The following is a 21,818-nucleotide window of genomic DNA, read 5'->3' as shown; positions in this document are numbered from 1 at the left end:
TGCCAACTTTTAAAAAAGGCTTTCATCGCCTTTCTGCGCGGGTTTTACCCAACCACAGTATGCACCATCAGTGATAAATTGCACCGAAATGGTGCAATTGGGGTGGGTGTGGGCACTGAAATGGTGCAAAAGTGCAACGATTGCGGCTTTTTGCACCGTGAAAGGGATCACAAACTGACCGGTACGCGGTTGTTTATAAGAGATGGTTGTGATCTTGTTTAGTCCCTCGCTTAATACGTGTACAATAGCGCGCTATTTCTAATGCCCGAGGCAAAGCTGTGATCGAAAATTTGCGTAACATCGCCATTATTGCCCACGTTGACCATGGTAAAACCACCCTGGTTGACAAGCTGCTGCAACAATCCGGTACTTTCGGAGAGCGTGCGGAAGCCACCGAACGCGTAATGGACTCCAACGATTTGGAGAAAGAGCGTGGGATTACCATCCTCGCAAAAAACACCGCCATTAATTGGAACGGTTACCGTATCAACATCGTGGATACCCCGGGACACGCCGACTTCGGCGGCGAGGTAGAGCGCGTGATGTCGATGGTTGACTCGGTGCTGCTGGTTGTGGATGCAATGGATGGCCCTATGCCGCAAACCCGCTTCGTGACCAAGAAGGCCTTCGCCAACGGTCTGAAGCCGATCGTGGTCATCAACAAGGTTGACCGTCCTGGCGCGCGCCCTGACTGGGTTGTGGATCAGGTGTTCGACCTGTTCGTGAACCTCGACGCGACCGACGAGCAGCTCGACTTCCCGATCATCTACGCTTCTGCGCTGAACGGCATCGCCGGCGTCGATCACACCGACATGGCGGAAGACATGACCCCGCTGTATCAGGCGATCGTCGACCACGTGTCTGCGCCGCAGGTTGAGCTGGAAGCGCCATTCCAGATGCAGATCTCCCAGTTGGACTACAACAACTACCTGGGCGTTATCGGCATCGGCCGCATCAAGCGCGGTAAAGTGAAGCCGAACCAGCAGGTCACCATCATCGACAGCGAAGGCAAAACTCGCAACGGTAAAGTGGGTAAAGTGTTGGGTCACCTGGGTCTGGAGCGTATCGACAGCACCCTGGCGGAAGCGGGCGACATCATCGCCATCACCGGCCTGGGCGAGCTGAACATCTCCGACACCATCTGCGACACCAACGCCGTAGAAGCGCTGCCGGCGCTGTCCGTCGACGAACCGACCGTCACCATGTTCTTCAACGTCAACACCTCGCCGTTCTGCGGTAAAGAAGGTAAGTACGTGACGTCGCGTCAGATCCTTGACCGTCTGAACAAAGAGCTGGTGCACAACGTGGCGCTGCGCGTCGAAGAAACCGACGATGCGGACGCCTTCCGCGTCTCCGGTCGTGGCGAGCTGCACCTGTCGGTGCTGATCGAAAACATGCGCCGTGAAGGTTTCGAGCTGGCGGTTTCCCGTCCGAAAGTTATCTTCCGCGAAATCGATGGCCGTAAGCAGGAGCCATTCGAGAACGTAACGCTGGATATCGAAGAGCAGCATCAGGGTTCCGTGATGCAGGCGATGGGTGAGCGTAAAGCCGACCTGAAAAACATGGATCCGGACGGTAAGGGCCGCGTGCGTCTCGACTACGTGATCCCAAGCCGCGGTCTGATCGGCTTCCGTAACGAATTCATGACCATGACTTCGGGTACCGGCCTGCTGTACTCCACCTTCAGCCACTACGACGACGTGCGTCCGGGCGAAGTGGGCCAGCGTCAGAACGGCGTGCTGATCTCCAACGGCCAGGGCAAAGCGGTCGCGTTCGCGCTGTTCGGCCTGCAGGATCGCGGCAAGCTGTTCCTGGGCCACGGTGCGGAAGTGTATGAAGGCCAGATCATCGGTATTCACTCACGTTCCAACGACCTGACCGTAAACTGCCTGACCGGTAAGAAGCTGACCAACATGCGTGCTTCCGGTACTGACGAAGCGACTACCCTGGTTCCGGCCATCAAAATGACCCTGGAGCAAGCTCTGGAGTTCATCGATGACGACGAACTGGTAGAAGTAACGCCAACCTCGATCCGTATCCGTAAGCGTCACCTGACGGAAAACGATCGTAAGCGTGCCAGCCGCGGTCCAAAAGACGCTTAATCGCTGATTGAGTGTCTCATGCTTAGGGCGCGGCTCTCGCGCCCTGAGTTTTTTCCTCTGTTGTTCCCCGTTTGTGCGGCGCGCTATGCGCTTTTCCGTTCGCTCCCTGTTCAGCTGTTCCTTTTCCCGCTACAGTGAAATCTCACCGGCCCATCAGGAGAGGACTATGCTGTATATCTTTGATTTAGGTAATGTGATCGTCGATATCGATTTCAAGCGTGTGCTGGGCGTGTGGAGCAATTTGAGCGGCACGCCGTTGGCGGTGCTGTCCGATCGTTTCACCATGGGTGAGGTGTTCCAGCAGCATGAGCGCGGTGAAATCAGCGATGAAGACTTCGCCGGCAAGCTGTGCGATGAAATGGGCATCGCGCTCAGCTTCGAACAATTTGCCACCGGCTGGCAGGCGGTATTTGTCGCGCTGCGCCCGGAAGTGATCGACATCATGCAGCGCCTGCGCAACGAAGGCCACCGGGTGGTGGTGCTGTCGAACACCAACCGTCTGCACTGCAACTACTGGCCGCAGCACTATCCTGAAGTGGCCGCCGCTGCCGATCATCTCTATTTGTCGCAAGATCTCGGCATGCGCAAGCCGGAGGCCGATATCTATCAACATGTGCTGGCCGCGGAAAACACCGCCGCCGCCGACGCGGTGTTCTTCGACGATCACCCGGCGAACGTCCTCGCCGCGCAGGCGCTGGGGATCAAGACGGTGCACGTCACCGATCGCGACGTGGTGCCGGCCTATTTTGCTCAATGAGCGCAGGGCGCGTTAAGCTTAAGGCGTATCAACGAACATCAAGGAGTGACCATGTCGTTTTTCCGCCGCAAGAAGCTGCCCTCTGCGATTAAGCCCGGCGTCACCTTCGGACGGCTGCTGTACCAGCGTATCGATCATGATGGCCTGACGATGTTGGCGGGCCATCTCGCCTATGTTTCCCTGCTGTCGCTGGTGCCGCTGGTCACCGTGGTGTTCGCGCTGTTCGCGGCTTTCCCGATGTTTTCCGACATCAGCGAGCAGCTGAAGAGCTTTATCTTTTCCAATTTCGTGCCGGCCGCCGGCAACGTGATCCAGAACTACCTGGAACAGTTCGTCGCCAATTCCAACAAGATGACCGCCGTCGGCACCTGCGGGCTGATCGTCACAGCGCTGTTGCTGATTTCCTCGGTGGACAGCGTGCTGAACACCATCTGGCGCAGCAAGAACAAACGGCCGATCGTCTTCTCCTTCGCCGTGTACTGGATGGTGCTGACGCTGGGGCCGCTGCTGGTGGGCGCCAGCATGGCCATCAGTTCTTACCTGCTGTCGCTCAACTGGCTGGCGCAGACCGGCGTCAATGGCCTGGTGGATCAGGTGCTGCGCATCTTCCCGTTGATTTTGTCGTGCATCTCCTTCTGGCTGCTGTATTGCATCGTGCCGACGGTGCGCGTGCCGCCCAAAGACGCGCTGATTGGCGCGGTGGTGGCCGGATTGCTGTTCGAGCTGGGCAAGAAGGGATTCGCGCTGTACGTCACCATGTTCCCTTCCTATCAGTTGATTTACGGCGTGCTGGCGGTGATCCCGATTTTATTCCTGTGGGTCTACTGGAGCTGGTGTATCGTGTTACTCGGCGCGGAAATCACCGTGACCATCGGCGAATACCGCGACTACCGCCGGCAGAAGGCGGGGCAACAGGAACCTAAACCAGAAGGGCAGCAGGAATGATTGCGTTGATTCAACGGGTGTTAAACGCCAGCGTCACGGTGGGTGGCGAGACGGTAGGCAAAATTGGCCCCGGTTTGTTAGTGTTATTGGGCGTGGAGCAGGGCGATAACGAGCAAAAAGCGCAGCGCCTGTGCGAACGCGTGTTGGGATACCGCATTTTCGGCGACGAGAACGACAAGATGAACCTCAACGTCCAGCAGGCCGGGGGCAGCGTGCTGGTCGTTTCGCAATTCACCCTGGCGGCGGACACCCAGAAGGGCATGCGGCCCAGCTTCTCGCGCGGCGCGGCGCCGCAAGAAGCCGATCGGTTGTATCAATATTTTGTTGGCCAGTGCCGCGAACGCGGCGTAGAGACCCAGACCGGCGAGTTCGCCGCCGACATGCAGGTGGCGCTGGTCAACGATGGTCCGGTGACATTCTGGCTACAGGTCTAAGCATTCGGAGAACAGGCGTCTATGTATCACCTACGAGTACCCGTAACAGAGCAAGAACTGAAAGAGTATTACCAGTTTCGCTGGGAAATGCTGCGCAAGCCGCTGCACCAGCCGGTGGGTTCGGAAAAGGATGCCTATGACGCCATGGCCCATCACCAAATGGTGGTGGACGAGGCCGGTAAAATCGTCGCCATCGGGCGGCTGTACATCAATGCCGACAACGAGGCGGCGATCCGTTTTCTGGCGGTAGACCCGACGCTGCAGGATAAAGGGCTGGGGACGCTGGTGGCGATGACGTTGGAGTCCGTCGCGCGGCAGGAAGGCGTGAAGCGGGTGGTGTGCAGCGCCCGTGAAGATGCGGTGGATTTCTTTGCCAAGCTGGGGTTCGTCAATCAGGGCGAGATCACTGCGCCGCAGACCACCCCGATCCGCCACTTTTTGATGATCAAACCGGTAGCGACGCTGGACGATATCCTGCATCGCCCCGATTGGTGCGGCCAATTGCAGCAGGCCTGGTATGAACATATCCCGCTGAGCGAAAAGATGGGCGTGCGTATCAGCCAGTACACCGGCCAGCGCTTCGTCACCACCATGCCGGAGATCGGCAACCAGAACCCGCACCATACGCTGTTTGCCGGCAGCCTGTTCTCGCTGGCGACGCTGACCGCCTGGGGGCTGATTTGGCTGCTGCTGCGCGAGCGCCATCTCGGTGGCACTATCATTCTGGCGGACGCGCACATTCGCTACAGCAAACCGATCACCGGCAGGCCGCGGGCGGTGGCGGATCTCGGTTCGCTAAGCGGTGATTTGGCGCGTCTGGCGCGGGGCCGCCGCGCGCGCGTGCACGCCGAAGTGCATCTGTTCGGCGATGAGGATAAGGGCGCGGTGTTCGAAGGCACTTATATGGTGTTGCCGGCCGAGCCGGATGTGCCGCTGGATCAGGGCGGTTCCGAAGCGCTGGAAGAGTAAAACGGCGGCCCTGCCTGGCGGCGGGCCGCGCGATAGATTACGGCAGCTGTTGGTTCACCGTCTGGCCGTCGCCGGCGGTGGCTTGCAGAGTCCCCTTCAATGAAGCTTTGAACGGCCCGTCGCTGTTCAGCAGCCCTTTCAACTGCAGCTCAAGGTTGCCGTCGCCCGTCAGCGGCACCGGCTGCCATCCCCATTGCTGTAAGGTATTGAGCGGTACCGAGCGGCCGTGCAGCGTCAGCAGGAATGGTTTGCCCGGCAACTGATCGACGGTCGCGTTGGCCTCAAGCAGCCCATTGGGCATAAAGGCGCTGAGTTCGGTGACGGCGATCTGGCTGGCATCGGCGTTCAGCGCCAGCGAAGGGCGCCGCACGTCGATCTTGTTGAAGGTCGCTTCGCTGCCGTTCAGGTTCAGCGAACCGGACCAGATGCCCCACTGGCGATCGCGTGCCAGCAGTAGATTGCTGCCGTAGCCGTCCAGCGCGGTGATCTGGAACGGAAACGCCGGGTTGATGTCGATGATCAGATTGCGGTTGGTGGTCAGCTTGGTGACGTACACCTCCGCCAGCCATTCCGGCAGCGGTTTCAGCCACAGCTCGCGCCAGTCGATAGGCAGGGTGTACTCCAGCGCCGCCATGGCCACTTCATCCAGCTGCAGGCGTTTGCCGGCGCGCAGCCAATTGCCGGAGGTACGCAGCAGCCCGCCTTCCCAGCGGGTGGTGAACTGCTGAATGGCGATGCCGGCGGAGGAGAGGCGCAGGGTGGCGATCGGGTCGATCAGGTGGAAACCGCCGTTGATCACATCGCTGGCATTGACGTTGAGTGAGCCGTCTTCGCTGCGCCAGTCGCCTTTTTCGATGCTGACGTTTTGCAGCGACAGATCGAGATCGTTAAACGCCCACGCCTTGCCTTCCAGGCGCGCGTCGATCAGATCGAAACGCTTGAGGGTGACCGGCGGCAGGGTGGTAAAGCGCTGCATGAATTCCGCCAGCGTCAACGGGGTCTGCATGCGCACGCCGCTCAGCCGCAGGCGATCCACCTGCCAACTGCCGTCGGCGGCGCGGCTGGCCACGCCGGTCAGGTCGCCCTGCGCCAGATCGGCGCCGAAATTGTTCAACAGCAGCTGGCCCTGTTTTTGCTCCCCCTGCACCAACACCTTCGAAGCGGGAATGCCGTTCAGCGTCATCGAACCGGCGCTGAACTGGAACTGATTGTTGTCCCCCAGCAGATGGCCGGCCAGCGGGCGCCACGGCGTGATGCCGGCATTGACCCGCTGCGCGTTGAGCTGCCACTCGTTATCGTTGGATTGCAGCGCCATGTTGCTCAGCTGCAGCACGTCGGCCTGTACAGGCAGCGCAGCAGTCTGCGGCTGCACGTTCAGCGTGCCGTCACGCAGCGTGACGCTGTGGAAATAACGCGGTTCGGTGATTTGGCGCAGGCTGAGGCCGAGATCGACGCGTTTGGCGGCCAGCGCCTGCGGCTGGCCATTGCGCGCCAGCTGCACCTCTTCCAGACCGATCTGGTCCGGCTGGCGCCACGAATGGGTGATTTTTCCTATCGACAGGCGGTATTCGCTGTTGTCGCTGATCCAGGCGCTCAGGCGGCCTGCCGCCCAGCGGGTTTGCCCCACCAGATACAGCACCACCGCCGCCAGCACGGTCAGCAGCAGCAACGTCAGCAACAGCTTTCCGATAAATTTCATCGTCTACATCCGCATCGGTCAAAAAAGATACCCTGTTTATGCCGCAATTGGCCGGGCATCTCAAGGGCAATGGTCTGATAGACAATAAAAAACGGCCGCAAGCGGCCGTTTGAACGTCAATGGACGGGTTACTTTTTCTCGTGTTCCTGCGGGAAGACCAGGTTCAGCACGATGGCGGTAATGCCGCCGGCGGCGATGCCGGAAGAGAGCAGGGTTTTCAGCCAGTCCGGCGCGAACTGGAGGATCAGCGGCTGCTGGGAGACGCCCATGCCGACGGCCAGCGACAGCGCCATGATCATGATGGCGCGGCGGTTCAGGCGCTCGCGCGACACGATGCGCACGCCGGAGGCGGCGATGGTGCCGAACATCACGATGGTCGCGCCGCCCAGCACTGGCTCAGGGATATGCTGCACGAAGCCGGCCACCGCCGGGAACAGCCCCAGCGCGATCAGCATCAGCGCCACCACGAAGCCGACGTAGCGGCTGGCGACGCCGGTCAGCTGGATCACGCCGTTGTTCTGGCCGAAGCAGGAGTTGGGGAAGGTGTTGAACACTGCCGACAGCATCGAGTTCAGGCCGTTGGCCAGCACGCCGCCCTTCAGGCGCTTCATATACAGCGGCCCGCTGACCGGCTGTTCGGAGACGTCGGAGGTGGCGGTGATGTCACCGATGGTTTCCAGCGAGGTGACCATAAAGATCAGCATCAGCGGCAGCAGCAGGTTCCAGTCGAAGCCCAGGCCGTAATAGAGCGGCGTGGGGATGGTGATCGCTGCCGTGGGCGCCGCCGGCGCGTCGGCGGGCAGCATGTCCATCGCCCAGGCCAATACATAGCCGACCGCCATGGCGATCACCAGCGAAGCGACGCGCAGGTAAGGGTTGCGCTGGCGGTTCAGCAGGATGATGACCGCCAGCACCGCGCCGGCCAGCAGCAGGTTTTTCGGTGAGCCGAAGCTGTGGTCGTTCATCGCGGCATAGCCGCCGCCGATCGAGGTCAGGCCGACCTGAATCAGCGACAGGCCGATGATCATCACCACGATGCCGGAAACCAGCGGGGTGATGATGCGGCGCGCCAGATGCAGCACGCGCGACAGCAAAATTTCGGTGCAGGAGGCGACCATCAGGGTGCCGAACAGCGCGGCCATCATGGTCGGCACGTCGGCGCCGCCGTTTTTCAGCGCCAGACCGCCCATGATCAGCGGCGAAACGAAATTGAAGCTGGTGCCCTGAATCGACAACAGCCCGGAACCCACCGGTCCCCAGGTTTTGATTTGCAGAATGGAAGCCAGACCGGAGGCGAACAGCGACATGCTGATGATGTGCTGGGTATCCTGTGCCGGCAGGCCCAGCGCCTGGCAGATCAGCAGAGCCGGTGTGATCACCGCGACGAACATCGCCAGCAGATGCTGGCCGGCGGCAAACAGCGTTTGCGGCAGCGGCGGGCGATCTTCCAGGCGATAAATCAGTTCACTGGCGCGGGGTTCTGAGGCGGCTTGGCGCGCGGCATCAAGCTCGGAGGATGACATGCTCATGGTGTGGCGTTTCCAGATACGGCAAAGCAGGCATTTTAATGCCCCGCCCCGCAAAAGCAAACGGTTGCGCGTAAATATTATGTTGCCGACTTTCCCGTTTATGTCGCATTTTCATTCATTTTTTCTTGTCATCTCAGCGTTTTTTACTTCTAATCCTGCACTCATCAAGTTTAAAAACTAAGTGGTTTTCTATAACTTATTATTTTTATTTGGATCTTTTCCCTTACATGGAGTACCTGGATGTTTCATCTTGATACTTATGGCACGTTAGTCGCGGCGACGCTGGTTTTGCTCCTCGGGGGCAAGTGCGTCAGAACCATTCCCCTGCTGCGAAAATATACCATTCCTGCTCCCGTCGCCGGCGGTTTGCTGGTGGCCCTCCTGCTGTTAGCCCTGAAAAAGCTCGTCAACTGGGAAGTCAGTTTTGACATGTCGCTGAAGGATCCGCTGATGCTGGCCTTCTTCGCCACCATCGGCCTGAACGCCAACCTGGCGCGTTTGCGCGCCGGCGGCAAGGTGCTGGTAGTGTTCCTGTTCGTGGTGCTGGGGCTGCTTATCGTGCAGAACGCCATCGGCATCGGCATGGCGAAAATGCTGGGGCTGGATCCGCTGATGGGCCTGATTGCCGGATCAATCACCCTGTCGGGTGGCCACGGCACCGGGGCGGCCTGGAGCAAGCTGTTCATCGAGCGCTACGGTTTTGAAAACGCGACGGAAGTCGCCATGGCCTGCGCCACCTTCGGCCTGGTGCTGGGCGGTCTGATCGGCGGCCCGGTGGCGCGCTATCTGGTCAAGCACTCCTCCACGCCGGAAGGCACCCCGGAAGACAGCGTGCAGCCGAGCGGTTTTGAGAAGCCGGAAAGCGGCCGCCTGATCACCTCGCTGGTGATGATCGAAACCATCGCCATGATCGCCATCTGTCTGAGCCTGGGGCAGTTGATTGCCGGCCTGCTGGGCGGCACGGTGTTTGAACTGCCAAACTTCGTTTGCGTGCTGTTCGTCGGGGTGATCCTCAGCAACACGCTGGCCTTCACCGGCTTCTATACCGTGTTCGAGCGGGCGGTGTCGGTGTTGGGCAACGTCAGCCTGTCGCTATTCCTGGCGATGGCGTTGATGAGCCTGCGCCTGTGGGAACTGGCCTCGCTGGCGCTGCCGATGCTGGCGATCCTGGCGGTGCAGACGCTGGTGATGGCGCTCTACGCAATATTCGTCACCTACCGGGTGATGGGCAAGAACTACGACGCGGCGGTGCTGGCCGCCGGCCACTGCGGCTTCGGCATGGGTGCCACGCCGACGGCGATCGCCAACATGCAGGCGATCACCGATCGTTTCGGCCCGTCGCACGTGGCGTTTTTGGTGGTGCCGATGGTGGGGGCGTTCTTTATCGATATCGCCAATGCCATCGTCATCAAGCTGTATCTGCTGCTGCCGGTGTTCCCGGCGGTGGGGTGATATCGCGAGCCAGAAAAAAAGAAGAGGGCGCCGTCGGCGCCCTTTTTTACGCGTTGGAGTAGCGCGCCTTCTCCGGCAGCCAGCGCTCGATCAGTGCCTGGGCGTGCTCCGGATAGTGCTGGTGGAGGTGGCGAGCGACGCGTTGCACTTCGGGGATCATCGCCTGGTCGCGCAGCAGGTCCGCCACTTTGAATTCGGCGCTGCCGGTCTGGCGGGTGCCGAGCAGCTCGCCCGGGCCGCGGATCTCCAGATCGCGCTGCGCGATGACGAAGCCGTCATTGCTGTCGCGCAGCACCTGCAGGCGCGTTTGCGCGGTTTTGCTCAGCGGCGTTTTGTACAGCAGCACACAGTGTGAGGCCACCGCGCCGCGCCCTACGCGGCCACGCAGCTGGTGCAGCTGCGCCAGGCCCAGCCGTTCCGGATTTTCGATGATCATCAGGCTGGCGTTCGGCACGTCGACGCCGACTTCGATCACCGTGGTGGCGACCAACAGCTGCAGCTCGCCCTGTTTAAACGCCTGCATCACCGCCTGCTTCTCCTGCGCTTTCATGCGGCCGTGCACCAGCGCCACCTTCAGCTCCGGCAATGCGGCTTTCAATTCCTCCCAGGTGGCTTCCGCCGCCTGCGCTTCCAGCAGCTCAGATTCCTCGATCAGCGTACACACCCAGTAAGCCTGCCGCCCCTCTTCCAGGCAGGCGCTCTTCACCCGTTGAATGATGTCGGCGCGGCGGGTATCGGGAATGGCGACGGTGGTCACCGGCGTGCGGCCCGGCGGCAGTTCGTCGATGACCGAGGTATCGAGGTCGGCATAGGCGGTCATCGCCAGCGTGCGCGGGATCGGCGTGGCGGTCATGATCAGCTGATGGGCGTGGAAGCCTTGCTCTTCGCCTTTCTCCCACAGCGCCAGCCGCTGATGCACCCCGAAGCGGTGCTGCTCATCGATGATCACCAGCGCCAGGCCATTGAACTGCACCTGCTCCTGGAAGATGGCGTGGGTGCCGACCACCATCGACACTTGGCCGCTGGCGATGGCTTCCTGCTGCGCGATGCGCGCCTTGCCTTTCTGCTTGCCGGCCAGCCAGCCGACCTCCAGCCCCAGCGGTTCAAACCACTGGCGGAAATTGTTGGCGTGCTGCTCGGCCAGCAGCTCGGTCGGCGCCATCAGCGCCACCTGTTTGCCGTGCGCGATAGCGCGCAGCGCCGCCAGCGCCGCCACCAGCGTTTTGCCGGAGCCGACGTCGCCTTGCACCAGCCGCATCATCGGGAAGTCTTTTTGCATGTCGGCTTCGATGTCGGCCACCACGCGCGTTTGCGCGCCGGTCGGCGAGAACGGCAGCTGGGCGAGAAAACGTTTTTTCAGCCGATCGTCCGGCAGCAGCGGCTGCGCCTGATAACTCTGGGCGCCGGCGCGTACCGCCAGCATGCTGAGGTTATGCGCCAACAGCTCTTCGAGGATCAGGCGTTTTTGCGCCGGGTGTTTGCCCAGCTCCAGATCCGCCAGCTGGATGTCCGGCGGCGGGCGGTGCAGGGTGTGCAGCGCCTGCGGCAGGCTCATCAGGCCGCCGCTCAGCTCCGGCGGCAGCAGCTCGGCGATGGCGCAGGTATCCAGCAGCGCCAGCGCCTGGTCGGTCAGCTTGCGCAGCGTGGCCTGCCGCACCCCTTCGGTGGTGGGGTAAACCGGCGTCAGCGACTCCTGCAGCTCGACTTCGCTGGCTTCGCCCTGAATGCGGTATTCCGGATGGATGATCTCCGCGCCGTGGTTGCCGCGTTTGATCTCGCCGTAGGCGGTCACGCGGCGGCCGGTGGCCAGGCTGTTTTTCATCGCGGCGTTGAAGTTGAAGAACCGCATGGTGAGGATGCCGGTGCCGTCGCTGATCTGGCAGGTCAGCATGCGGCGGCGGCCGAAGCTGATGTCGCTGCGCAGCACTTCCCCCTCTACCGTGGCGTAGATGCCCGGCAGCAGATCGTTGATCGGGTAGAGGCGGGTGCGGTCTTCGTAGCGCAGCGGCAGGTGCAGCAGCAGATCCTGAATGGTGTCGAGGCCGAGTTTGGCCAATTTGCCCGCCTGGCTGGCGCCAACCCCGGAAAGCGTGGTGAGTGGGACAGCATCCAGCAGGCGGCCTTTCATTTGCGCACCGTCGCCTGCATGGCCGCCCACCATTCGGCGCTGGCGACCACCTGGCCCTGTTCATCGATCTGCGGGCGCGGCAGCCCTTTGCGCTTGGCCACGTTGGCCAGCACCGGGTAACCGCCTTCGAACAGCAGACGCTGCTGCTCTTCTTCATCCAGCATGCTGTTGTCGCGACGGTACAGGCCGGCATTTTGCCGCTGGCGCTGCGCTTCATACAGGATCAACGCCGAAGCCACGGAGACGTTGAGCGATTGCACCATGCCGATCATCGGAATGACGATGTCCTGATCGGCCAGCGCCAGCGCTTCTTCGGTGATGCCGGTTTTTTCCTGGCCGAGCAGCACGCAGGTTGGCCGGGTGTAGTCCACCTCGCGGAAATCGACCGCGCGCGCAGACAGGTTGGTAGCCAGAATTTGCATGCCCTGCGCTTTCAGGTGACCGACCGCGTCGCCGATGGTGCGGTGGGTTTTAACGCTGACCCAGCTGTTGCTGCCGGCGGCGGAGGAGACCAGGGTGCGCATGCGGGTGGTGGGCCACACGGCGTGGACCTGATGCACGCCGACGGCGTCGGCGGTACGGATAATGGCGGAGACGTTATGCGGCTTGTGCACCTGCTCCAGGCAGACCGTCAGATCCGGCTGCCGGGTCGCGAGCATTTCACAAATCCGCGCATAGCGTTCAGGACTCATAAGCGCTAGTTTCGGTTGCGGTTAACTTTGATCACATCCGGCATGATACGGATTTTACGCATAATGTTTGCCAAATGGATGCGATCGCGGGTGGTCAAGCGGATAAAGGCGCTATAAACCCGACCGTCTTTCTCTTCGGTGTTCAGGCTCTGAATATTGGACTCGGCCGCGTTGATCGCCGCCGTCAGGTTGGCCAGTGCGCCCTGGTGGTTAAACATATCCACCTTGATTTCGGCGATGAACTCCTGCTCGGTCTCTTTATCCCACTCGACCGCCATGAACTTCTCAGGCTCTTTCTGATAGCCGCGAATATTGCGGCAGGATTCATGGTGGATCACCAGCCCTTTGCCCGGGCTGACGTGAGCGATAATCGGGTCGCCCGGAATCGGACGGCAGCACTTGGCGAAGGTGATCAATACGCCGTCGGCGCCCTTGATGGCCAGGTTGCGCACGCCGGAGGTGGTGCCCAGGCTGGACTGATCGCCCTGCAGGTTCTTCGCCACCACTACGCTCATGGCGTTGCCGAGGCCGATTTCCGCCAGCAGATCGTCCAGCGTCGCCAGCTTCATGCGGTCCAGCTCGTGCTGAATGTTTTCCTGCGGGATTTCGGCCAGTTTGCGGCTGCCGCCCAGCGCATGGTTGAGCAGACGGCGGCCGAGGCCGACGGAGTCGTCGCGCTTGAGGTTCTTCAGCATCTGGCGAATTTTGGCGCGCGCTTTCGAACTGACCACAAAGTTCAGCCAGGCGGCGTTGGGCCGTGCGCCCGGCGCGGTGATGATCTCGACGGTCTGGCCGCTGGTCAGCGACTGCGACAGCGGGTACGGCTGACGATCGACGCGCGCGCCGACGCAGGCATGGCCGATATCGGTATGCACCGCATAGGCGAAGTCGACCGGCGTGGCGCCGGCGGGCAGCTCGACGATGCGGCCTTCCGGGGTGAAAACGTAAATCTCATCCGGGAACAGATCGGATTTGACGCTCTCGATAAATTCAAACGAACTGCCGGCGCTTTGCTGTAGCTCCAGCAGGCTTTGCATCCAGCGCTGGGCGCGGATCTGCGCCGTGGTGCCGGTTTCGCCCTGTTCTCTTTCCTTGTAAGCCCAGTGCGCGGCCACCCCCATCTCAGCCATCTGATCCATGTCTTCGGTGCGGATCTGCACTTCGACCGGCACGCCGTGCGGGCCGATCAGCGAGGTATGCAGCGATTGATAGCCGTTGGCCTTGGGAATGGCGATGTAATCTTTCACCCGCCCCGGACGCGGTTTATACAGGCTGTGCACCTGGCCGAGTACGCGGTAGCAGGTATCGACCTCTTTTACGATCACCCGGAACGCGTAGATATCCATGATGGAATGGAAACGCTGTTCTTTCAGGTGCATCTTGAGGTAGATGGAGTAGAGGTGTTTTTCCCTTCCGCTGACGCGGCAGGCGATGCCGGCCTCGGTCAGCCGCCCTTCGATCTCGGAGAGGATTTTTTGAATCATCTCTTTGCGGTTGCCGCGCGCGGCTTTCACCACTTCCTTGATCACGCGATAACGGTTTGGGTACAGCGCCTCGAAGCCCAGCTCTTCCAGCTCGGTTTTCAGGTGATGAATACCCAGGCGGTGGGCGAGGGGGCTGTAGATTTCCAGTGTTTCACGCGCGATGCGCCGGCGTTTGTCGGGGCGCAGCGAACCGAGGGTGCGCATGTTGTGCGTACGGTCGGCCAGCTTGATCAGCACGACGCGGATATCCTGCACCATCGCCATGATCATCTTGCGGAAGTTTTCCGCCTGCGCTTCTTTCTTGTCCTGGAACTTCAGCTTGTCGAGCTTGGAGACGCCCTCGACCAGTTCGGCGACGCTCTTGCCGAACAGCTGTTCCATATCTTGATAGGTGGCCGGGGTGTCTTCGATGACGTCGTGCAGCAACGCCGCCATCAGCGTCTCGTGGTCGAGACGCATTTCCGCCAGGATGCAGGCCACGGCGACCGGGTGAGTAATGTAGGGCTCACCGCTGGAGCGTGTCTGGCCCTCGTGCGCGTCGCGCGCGACGAGGTATGCCTGTTTGAGGCGCTTAATCTGCTCCTCGGGCAGGTAACGTTGAATCAGCAGATTCAGGCTTTCAAACAGGTACAAGGCGGACTCGCTGTCTAATTAACGACGACCTTCAGCAATCGCGGTAACCGCTTGAATCTCTGCGGCTTCCTGCTCTTGCTGTTCCTGGCGCTCACGCACGTCGAGGATCTGGCTGGTGATCAGGCCTTCTTCGATTTCGCGCAGGGCGATAACGGTGTACTTGTCGTTCTCTTCCGGAACCAGTGCATCTTTGCCGCCGGTCTGGATCTGACGCGCCCGACGAGCAGCGACCAACACCAGGTCAAAACGGTTACCAATTTTCTCTACAGCGTCTTGAACAGTTACGCGTGCCATATTTGTGCTACTCCACAGGTGACGAAAAGACTGGGCATGATACTGAAACTGCCTTCAGTCTGCCAATAGTTTGCTGATTAAAGCGTCATGCCGCAGCAACTGGCGGCCCAAACGCAGGCGTTCGGCGCGAATGATGGTCTTCAGATCGGACAGCGCCAGATCGAAATCATCGTTCACGATCAGGTAATCGTACTCCGCGTAATGCGTCATTTCCGCCACGGCCTGAGCCATGCGTTTGGCGATCACCTCTTCGGAATCCTGCCCGCGCCCGCGCAGGCGGCGGCCCAGTTCTTCCTTCGACGGCGGCAGAATGAAGATGCTGCGCGCCTGCGGCATTTTGGCGCGGATTTGCTGCGCGCCCTGCCAGTCGATATCCAGAAACACGTCTACGCCGGTCGCCAACACTTGTTCGATGGCGGCGCGTGAGGTGCCGTAATAGTTGCCGAACACTTCGGCGTGCTCAAGAAACGCATCCTGCTCGATCATCCGGCGGAATTCGTCTTTCGATACGAAGAAATAGTGCTCGCCGTGATTTTCACCCGGGCGGCTGTCGCGCGTGGTGTGCGAAACCGAAACCTGCGTGTCGTACAGCGGTTGCGTCTTTAACAAAGCCTGAATCAGACTTGATTTACCTGCGCCACTGGGAGCAGAGACAATATAAAGCGTGCCTTGAGCCATGATGATGTTCGTTGATAACGGTTGATATGCCAAAAACAGCGGATGTGTATTTTCTCCGCACAGTATACACGGCTAACGCGCCGGGTGCAGCGTTAGCTCGCATTTTGCCCGTGGCTTTGCGCGGAAAAAGCGGTGAATGCGCGAATATGCGCGCTGAAGAGCGATATTTTGGCAATTTTGGCCCAGCGGCGGCGCGCTGCCGCCCCGGGATCAGTGATCCGGATGTTGGTAGTTGAACACCGGCAGACCGAGGCGGAAGCGCAGGGCGATCAGACGCGCGCTCAGGCCGGCGACCAGCGTGAGGATCACCACCAGATTGTGCGGCAGGCTGAGGTGCTGCAGGCCGATATACAGCCAGGCGGCGCTGAAGGAGATGCCGGCGTAGATCTCTTTCTGGAAAACCAGCGGGATACGGTTGCAGAACATATCGCGCAGCACCCCGCCGAAGACGCCGGTGATCACCGCGGCGATGGCGGCGATAATCGCGCTGTGCCCCATATCCAGCGCCACCTGCGCGCCGATGATCGAGAAGACGATCAGGCCGACGGCGTCGAGCACCAGGAACAGGCGGCGCAGATGGCGCATCAGGGGAGCCACCCAGGTGGTGACGATCGCCGCTATTGCGACGATGACGATGTATTCCGGGTGTTTGACCCAGCCCAACGGAAAATGCCCGAGCAACATATCGCGCACCGACCCGCCGCCGATCGCGGTGACCGAGGCGATGATGATCACGCCGAACATGTCCATTTGGCGGCGGCCGGCCGCCAGCGCGCCGGTCATGGCTTCGGCGGTGATGCCGATGATATAAAGGATGCTCAGTAACATAAGGGATTCACAGCGTACTTGCGTCAGAATGATGGCCGGCAGGGTAATCGCCGCCGAGGACGCGCGCCACTGAGTTTTTTTCACCGATGGCATTTCGGATTAATATAGCTAATCCAAACACTATTTTTATTGCCGATAACCAGCCTTTTTTAACATCTTGTTGTTAATGAATGCATTAGAAATTTCGCGCTAATTTCCATCGCTGACTATGATTTTTGCAGCGAATCCTTCAACCGAAAAATCGAGACTGCAGATGAAAAACTCCCCGAAACTGGCCGCCGGCGCCGTGATGGCTGCCGCCCTGCTGCTGAGCGGCTGCGTGGCGCCAGGCCACCAGACAACGTCACCCGCCCCGGCTTGCCGCACCGGCGATCCGCTGGTGCAGACAACGCTCTACTTCGGCCTGAACCGGCCGGCGGGGCCGGCGATCACCGCCGCCGAGTGGCAAACCTTCGTCGACAGCCAGGTGACACCACGTTTTAAAGACGGGCTGACGGTGTTTGATGCCAAAGGGCAGTGGCTGGGCCACGACGGCAAACTGGCGCGCGAGAACAGCAAGGCGCTGCTGCTGATCCATGCGCCGGGCAAAGAGAGCGAGGCGAATATCGAGGCGCTGCGCAGCGGCTATAAGCAGCAGTTTGCGCAGGATTCGGTGATGCGAGTGGATGCGCCGGTGTGCGTGGCGTTTTAAAACGCACTCCCGGCCGCCTGGCCGGGAGTGGAGATTACAGCACCAGGCCGGCGATGGCCGCCGACAGCAGGCTCACCAGCGTCGAACCGTAAACCAGCTTCAGGCCAAAGCGGGAAACTACGTTGCCTTGCTGCTCGTTCAGTCCTTTGATGGCGCCGGCGACGATGCCGATGGAGGCGAAGTTGGCGAACGACACCAGGAACACCGACAGAATGCCCAGCCCGCGCGGCGACAGCTCCGCCGCGATCTTCTTCAGTTCAATCATCGCCACGAATTCGTTGGCCACCAGTTTGGTCGCCATGATGCTGCCCGCCTTCAGGGCCTCTTCCGCCGGGATGCCGATCAGCCAGGCCAGCGGATAGAACACGTAGCCGAGGATCTGCTGGAAGCTGATGCCGAGCACCGCCGAGAACAGCGCGTTGACGGCGGAGATCAGCGCGATAAAGCCGATCAGCATCGCCGCGATGATCATCGCAATCTTGAAGCCGGCCAGAATGTACTCGCCCAACATTTCGAAGAAGCTCTGATCTTCGTGCAGCTTGTTCAGCTTCAGCTCCGGCTCGTCTTCGACCTGATACGGGTTGATGATCGACAGGATGATGAAGGTGCTGAACATATTAAGGATCAACGCCGCCACCACGTACTGCGCGTCGATCATCGACATGTAGGCGCCGACGATGGAGAGGGATACCGTCGACATGGCGGTCGCGGCCATGGTGTACATGCGGCGCGGCGAGATGTCGCCGATGATGCCCTTGTAGGCGATGAAGTTCTCCGACTGCCCCAGCACCAGCGTGCTGACGGCGTTGAACGATTCCAGCTTGCCCATGCCGTTGACCTTGGACAGCAGGGTGCCCACCAGGCGGATGATCAGCGGCAGGATGCGGAAATGCTGCAAAATGCCGATCAGGGCGGAAATAAAGATGATAGGGCACAAAACGCCGAGGAAGATAAACGCCAGGCCATCCTTGCTCATGCCGCCGAATACGAACTCCGATCCTTGGGCGGCGTAGGCGAGCAGGGTGTCAAAGAAGCCGGCGACGTGTTTGATCACGCTGAGCCCGCTGGCGGAGTGCAGGAAGAAGTAGGCCAGCGCGCCTTCGATCACCAACAGCTGGATGATATAGCGCAGGCGGATTTTCTTGCGATTATTGCTGACCAGCAGCGCCAGGGCGATGATCACCACCAGGGCCATAATAAATTGCAGAATTTGTGGCATAAACGGTCCGTACGGTTCACGGGCAGGAAAAAAACACATTTAGCCACAGCATCGCCGTCCTTTCATTACCTTGCGTGATAATTAGAACAAAATACTTATGGCGTGCGGGATATCTTGCCGAATGTCATCCGCACGCGCTGCTCGGCAGTTTTTCATAAGCCCCCGAAGTGCCTTGGTGAGCCGTCTTCCATGATGCCTGCCGGCTCGCAGCCTGATGTAATCACTGTCACTCGCGTGCAAACGCCTGGAATCTGGCTCGCAACTGGCACTTTTTCATGGCGTAAAGCGTGGTTTTCTCGAGGGAAGCGGAGAAAAATGCCTGAACAAGGCGCTACGACCGGCGCATTTTCTCGGACAAGGAGACGAACAATGAATACCGGCACGTTGCTCAGGGCGCTGGCCAACGGCGTTAATCCCGACACCGGCGAGCTGTTGAGACCGGCTTCGGCGGCCTGCGCGCCGGAGGCTATCCGCCTGCTGTTCGCGTTGGCCAACGAGTTCGACGGTGAAGCCGAACCGCAGAAAAAAACGAGGCTGACGCCGGAAGAAAAGCGGCAGAAGAATCTGGCCGAGGGACGGCCGGCCAATGCCTACTTCCCCTGGCCGGAAGAGGAAAAGCTGCGGCTGCGCGAGAGCCATGCGGCCGGGGCGACGCTGGAAGCGCTGAGCGATGAGTTCGAACGCTCAACCTGGAGCATTGCGGTGCAGCTGCAGAAAATGGGGTTGATCGGTGAGGAGCAGGCGGCCGCCTATCGCTGATCTGCAGCCATAAAAAAGCCCGCGTGGCGCGGGCTTGATGGCGTGCGGAGCGGGATCACTCGATGTTCTGGATTTGCTCGCGCATCTGCTCGATCAGCACCTTCAGCTCGATGGCGGAGGCGGTGACGTCGGCATTGATCGACTTGGAGGCCAGGGTGTTCGATTCGCGGTTGAACTCCTGCATCATAAAGTCGAGGCGGCGGCCGACGGCTTCTTTCTTCTTCAGGATGTTGTGCGTTTCTTTCACGTGCGCTTCCAGGCGGTCCAGCTCTTCGGCGACGTCGATGCGCTGCGCCATCAGTACCAGCTCCTGCTCCAGGCGGGTGTTTTCCAGCTGCACCTGCGCCTCTTCCAGCTTGCTGACCAGGCGCTCGCGCTGCCATTGCAGGATGTTCGGCATCTGGGCGCGCACTTTGACCACTTCGGCGCTGACGCCGTCGAGGCGCTGTTCGATCAGCGTTTTCAGCGCGGCGCCTTCGCTTTCGCGTGCGACGATAAAGTCATCCAGCGCGCCGTCCAGCGCCTGCATCAGCTCGGCGCTGATGGCGTCCAGATCCTGCTCCTGCGCGGACATCACGCCCGGCCAGCGCAGCACGTCGATCGGGTTGATTTCCCCTTCGTCGCTCTGCATTTTCACCCAGTTGGCGGCTTCGACCAGCTGTTTGGCCAGCTTTTCGTTCAGGATCAGCGAGCTTTGCGCGCTTGGATCCAGTTCGAAACGCAGGTTGCATTCGACTTTGCCGCGGGTCAGGCGGCCACGGATACGTTCACGGATCACCGGCTCCAGGCTGCGGAATTGTTCCGGCAGGCGGATGTAGGTTTCTAAGTAGCGCTGGTTAACGGAACGCAGCTCCCAGGCTGCGCTGCCCCATTCACCCTTGATTTCACGCCGGGCGTAGGCGGTCATGCTGCGGATCATTGATGCGTACCCGTAATAGGAAAAGATGGGGCGATTATAGCGTCGCGGCTGCGGGCAGGATAGGCATTACGTCACGAAGCCCGTATAATGCGCAGCCAATAGTTGATTTGAAGCCGGAGAGAGCCCATGCGTCCTGCAGGCAGAGCACCACAGCAAGTTCGCCCCCTGACACTGACCCGTCACTATACCAAACACGCTGAAGGTTCAGTGCTGGTTGAGTTTGGCGATACCAAAGTCTTGTGCACCGCCACGGTAGAAGAGGGCGTTCCGCGCTTCCTGAAAGGCCAGGGGCAAGGTTGGATCACCGCCGAGTACGGTATGCTGCCGCGCTCCACCCACAGCCGCAACGCCCGTGAAGCCGCCAAAGGCAAGCAGGGCGGCCGCACGCTGGAGATCCAGCGTCTGATCGCCCGCTCGCTGCGCGCCGCGGTGGATCTGAAAAAGCTCGGTGAATTCACCATCACCCTCGACTGCGACGTGCTGCAGGCCGACGGCGGTACCCGCACCGCCTCCATCTCCGGCGCCTGCGTGGCGCTGGCCGACGCGCTGAACACGCTGGTGGCCAACGGCAAGCTGAAAGCCAACCCGATGAAGGGCATGGTGGCGGCGGTTTCCGTCGGCATCGTCAATGGCGAAGCGCTGTGCGATCTGGAGTATGTGGAAGATTCCGCCGCGGAAACCGACATGAACGTGGTGATGATGGAAGACGGCCGCATGATTGAAGTGCAGGGCACCGCCGAAGGCGAGCCGTTCAGCCACGATGAGCTGTTGGCGCTGTTGGCGCTGGCCCGAGGGGGCATCGAAACCATCTTCCAGGCGCAGAAAGCGGCGCTGGCGGACTGATTTTTCAAGGCGACTGAGAAGTCGCCTTTTTTATGCCCGGCGATCGGGCGGCAGTAATGACAAGACCCAAGCAGATTCAGACGAGGAGAAGCAGTAATGAAAGCCTATCAGCGCCAGTTTATCGAGTTCGCGCTTAACAAGCAGGTATTGAAGTTCGGCGAGTTCACCCTGAAGTCCGGCCGCACCAGCCCGTATTTCTTCAACGCCGGCCTGTTTAATACCGGGCGCGATCTTGCGCTGTTGGGGCGCTTCTACGCCGAAGCCCTGATGGATTCCGGCATCGATTTTGATCTGCTGTTTGGCCCGGCCTATAAAGGCATTCCTATCGCCACCACCACGGCGGTGGCGCTGGCTGAACACCATGAGCGCGACGTGCCTTACTGCTTTAACCGCAAGGAAGCCAAGACCCATGGCGAAGGCGGTTCGCTGGTGGGCAGCCCGCTGCAGGGGCGCGTGATGCTGGTGGACGATGTGATCACCGCCGGCACCGCGATCCGCGAGTCGATGGAAATCATCGGCGCCAGCGGCGCTTCGCTGGCGGGCGTGCTGATCTCCCTCGACCGTCAGGAACGCGGCCGCGCGGATATCTCTGCCATCCAGGAAGTGGAACGCGACTATCACTGCAAGGTGATTTCGATCGTGACGCTGAAAGACCTGATTGCCTACCTGGAAGAGAAACCGGAGATGGCGGACCACCTGGCGGCGGTGCGCGCTTACCGCGAGCAGTACGGCGTGTAAATAACAACGCCGGGCATGCCCGGCG

20 protein-coding genes are annotated in these 21,818 nt (G+C 60.5%); 10 read left to right on the top strand and 10 right to left on the bottom strand.

Annotated elements, in window-relative coordinates; genetic code table 11:
* Positions 1–278 precede the first annotated feature (278 nt).
* The 5 genes from typA (at position 279) to fabY (ending at position 5,207) form a co-directional block, all read left to right on the top strand.
* Complete coding sequence (typA, locus tag ACJ8PN_RS23390) at positions 279–2,102, top strand: ribosome-dependent GTPase TypA (protein ID WP_004931243.1); 1,824 nt, start codon at positions 279–281, stop codon at positions 2,100–2,102.
* A gap of 166 nt (positions 2,103–2,268) precedes the next feature.
* A complete protein-coding gene (yihX, locus tag ACJ8PN_RS23385; RefSeq protein ID WP_060425015.1) occupies positions 2,269–2,859 on the top strand; it encodes a glucose-1-phosphatase in 591 nt (196 codons plus the stop codon).
* 51 nt (positions 2,860–2,910) lie between these two features.
* Entirely contained in the window at positions 2,911–3,804 is an 894-nt protein-coding gene (locus ACJ8PN_RS23380; RefSeq protein WP_351109639.1) for a virulence factor BrkB family protein, read from the top strand.
* Entirely contained in the window at positions 3,801–4,238 is a 438-nt protein-coding gene (dtd, locus tag ACJ8PN_RS23375; protein ID WP_025304712.1) for a D-aminoacyl-tRNA deacylase, read from the top strand. The genes ACJ8PN_RS23380 and dtd overlap by 4 nt, the downstream gene beginning before the upstream one ends.
* A gap of 21 nt (positions 4,239–4,259) precedes the next feature.
* Complete coding sequence (gene fabY, locus ACJ8PN_RS23370; protein WP_004931235.1) at positions 4,260–5,207, top strand: fatty acid biosynthesis protein FabY; 948 nt, start codon at positions 4,260–4,262, stop codon at positions 5,205–5,207.
* 37 nt (positions 5,208–5,244) lie between these two features.
* On the opposite strand, the gene ACJ8PN_RS23365 is transcribed toward fabY, so the two are convergent.
* Entirely contained in the window at positions 5,245–6,906 is a 1,662-nt protein-coding gene (locus ACJ8PN_RS23365) for an AsmA family protein (RefSeq protein WP_171454993.1), read from the bottom strand.
* A 128-nt stretch (positions 6,907–7,034) separates the two neighbouring features.
* Positions 7,035–8,435: a nucleobase:cation symporter-2 family protein gene (locus tag ACJ8PN_RS23360; protein ID WP_171454992.1), complete on the bottom strand. Its 1,401-nt coding sequence runs from the start codon at positions 8,433–8,435 to the stop codon at positions 7,035–7,037.
* 240 nt (positions 8,436–8,675) lie between these two features.
* Between ACJ8PN_RS23360 and gltS the strand changes: the two genes are divergently transcribed.
* Entirely contained in the window at positions 8,676–9,887 is a 1,212-nt protein-coding gene (gene gltS, locus ACJ8PN_RS23355) for a sodium/glutamate symporter (RefSeq protein WP_351109644.1), read from the top strand.
* Positions 9,888–9,933: 46 nt separating this feature from the next.
* Here gltS and recG read toward each other — a convergent pair whose 3' ends face one another.
* The 6 genes from recG to ACJ8PN_RS23325 all read right to left on the bottom strand — a co-directional run bounded on the left by recG (position 9,934) and on the right by ACJ8PN_RS23325 (position 16,624).
* Positions 9,934–12,015, bottom strand: coding sequence for an ATP-dependent DNA helicase RecG (gene recG, locus ACJ8PN_RS23350; RefSeq protein WP_021504482.1), 2,082 nt, complete (start codon positions 12,013–12,015; stop codon positions 9,934–9,936).
* Complete coding sequence (gene trmH / locus ACJ8PN_RS23345) at positions 12,012–12,707, bottom strand: tRNA (guanosine(18)-2'-O)-methyltransferase TrmH (RefSeq protein WP_004931227.1); 696 nt, start codon at positions 12,705–12,707, stop codon at positions 12,012–12,014. Before trmH ends, recG begins: the two co-directional genes overlap by 4 nt.
* Before the next feature lie 5 nt (positions 12,708–12,712).
* A complete protein-coding gene (spoT, locus tag ACJ8PN_RS23340) occupies positions 12,713–14,824 on the bottom strand; it encodes a bifunctional GTP diphosphokinase/guanosine-3',5'-bis pyrophosphate 3'-pyrophosphohydrolase (protein ID WP_015379445.1) in 2,112 nt (703 codons plus the stop codon).
* A gap of 18 nt (positions 14,825–14,842) precedes the next feature.
* On the bottom strand, positions 14,843–15,118 hold the full coding sequence (gene rpoZ, locus ACJ8PN_RS23335; RefSeq protein WP_004931221.1) for a DNA-directed RNA polymerase subunit omega: 276 nt from the start codon (positions 15,116–15,118) through the stop codon (positions 14,843–14,845).
* Positions 15,119–15,172: 54 nt separating this feature from the next.
* The gene (gene gmk / locus ACJ8PN_RS23330; RefSeq protein ID WP_004931218.1) at positions 15,173–15,796 is read right to left on the bottom strand and encodes a guanylate kinase; all 624 of its coding nucleotides are present in this window, start codon (positions 15,794–15,796) and stop codon (positions 15,173–15,175) included.
* Between the two features lie 210 nt (positions 15,797–16,006).
* Complete coding sequence (locus ACJ8PN_RS23325) at positions 16,007–16,624, bottom strand: trimeric intracellular cation channel family protein (protein ID WP_025304704.1); 618 nt, start codon at positions 16,622–16,624, stop codon at positions 16,007–16,009.
* Between the two features lie 253 nt (positions 16,625–16,877).
* Here ACJ8PN_RS23325 and ACJ8PN_RS23320 point away from each other — a divergent pair, with 253 nt between their 5' ends.
* Positions 16,878–17,315 carry a DUF3574 domain-containing protein gene (locus ACJ8PN_RS23320; RefSeq protein ID WP_351109646.1) on the top strand — a complete coding sequence of 146 codons (438 nt, stop codon included), beginning with the start codon at positions 16,878–16,880 and terminating at the stop codon, positions 17,313–17,315.
* A 34-nt stretch (positions 17,316–17,349) separates the two neighbouring features.
* On the opposite strand, the gene ACJ8PN_RS23315 is transcribed toward ACJ8PN_RS23320, so the two are convergent.
* Positions 17,350–18,534 (bottom strand): NupC/NupG family nucleoside CNT transporter, encoded by a 1,185-nt coding sequence (locus tag ACJ8PN_RS23315; protein ID WP_004931212.1) that lies wholly within the window; start codon positions 18,532–18,534, stop codon positions 17,350–17,352.
* Positions 18,535–18,903: 369 nt separating this feature from the next.
* Between ACJ8PN_RS23315 and ACJ8PN_RS23310 the strand changes: the two genes are divergently transcribed.
* On the top strand, positions 18,904–19,293 hold the full coding sequence (locus ACJ8PN_RS23310; RefSeq protein ID WP_351109648.1) for a hypothetical protein: 390 nt from the start codon (positions 18,904–18,906) through the stop codon (positions 19,291–19,293).
* 55 nt (positions 19,294–19,348) lie between these two features.
* Here ACJ8PN_RS23310 and ACJ8PN_RS23305 read toward each other — a convergent pair whose 3' ends face one another.
* A complete protein-coding gene (locus ACJ8PN_RS23305; RefSeq protein ID WP_015379441.1) occupies positions 19,349–20,212 on the bottom strand; it encodes a YicC/YloC family endoribonuclease in 864 nt (287 codons plus the stop codon).
* Between the two features lie 126 nt (positions 20,213–20,338).
* On the opposite strand from ACJ8PN_RS23305, the gene rph reads away from it, so the two are divergent.
* Together rph and pyrE are read left to right on the top strand one after the other, a co-directional pair.
* On the top strand, positions 20,339–21,055 hold the full coding sequence (rph, locus tag ACJ8PN_RS23300) for a ribonuclease PH (protein WP_025160305.1): 717 nt from the start codon (positions 20,339–20,341) through the stop codon (positions 21,053–21,055).
* 96 nt (positions 21,056–21,151) lie between these two features.
* Entirely contained in the window at positions 21,152–21,793 is a 642-nt protein-coding gene (pyrE, locus tag ACJ8PN_RS23295; RefSeq protein WP_004931204.1) for an orotate phosphoribosyltransferase, read from the top strand.
* The last annotated feature ends 25 nt before the right edge of the window (positions 21,794–21,818 follow it).

It is taken from the genome of Serratia sp. CY76391 (assembly GCF_052166695.1).
In the GTDB taxonomy this organism is placed as follows: Bacteria; Pseudomonadota; Gammaproteobacteria; order Enterobacterales; family Enterobacteriaceae; genus Serratia; species Serratia nematodiphila.
The sequence above is the reverse complement of the archived record's forward strand: the minus strand, read 5'-3'. Positions and strand labels throughout refer to the sequence as shown.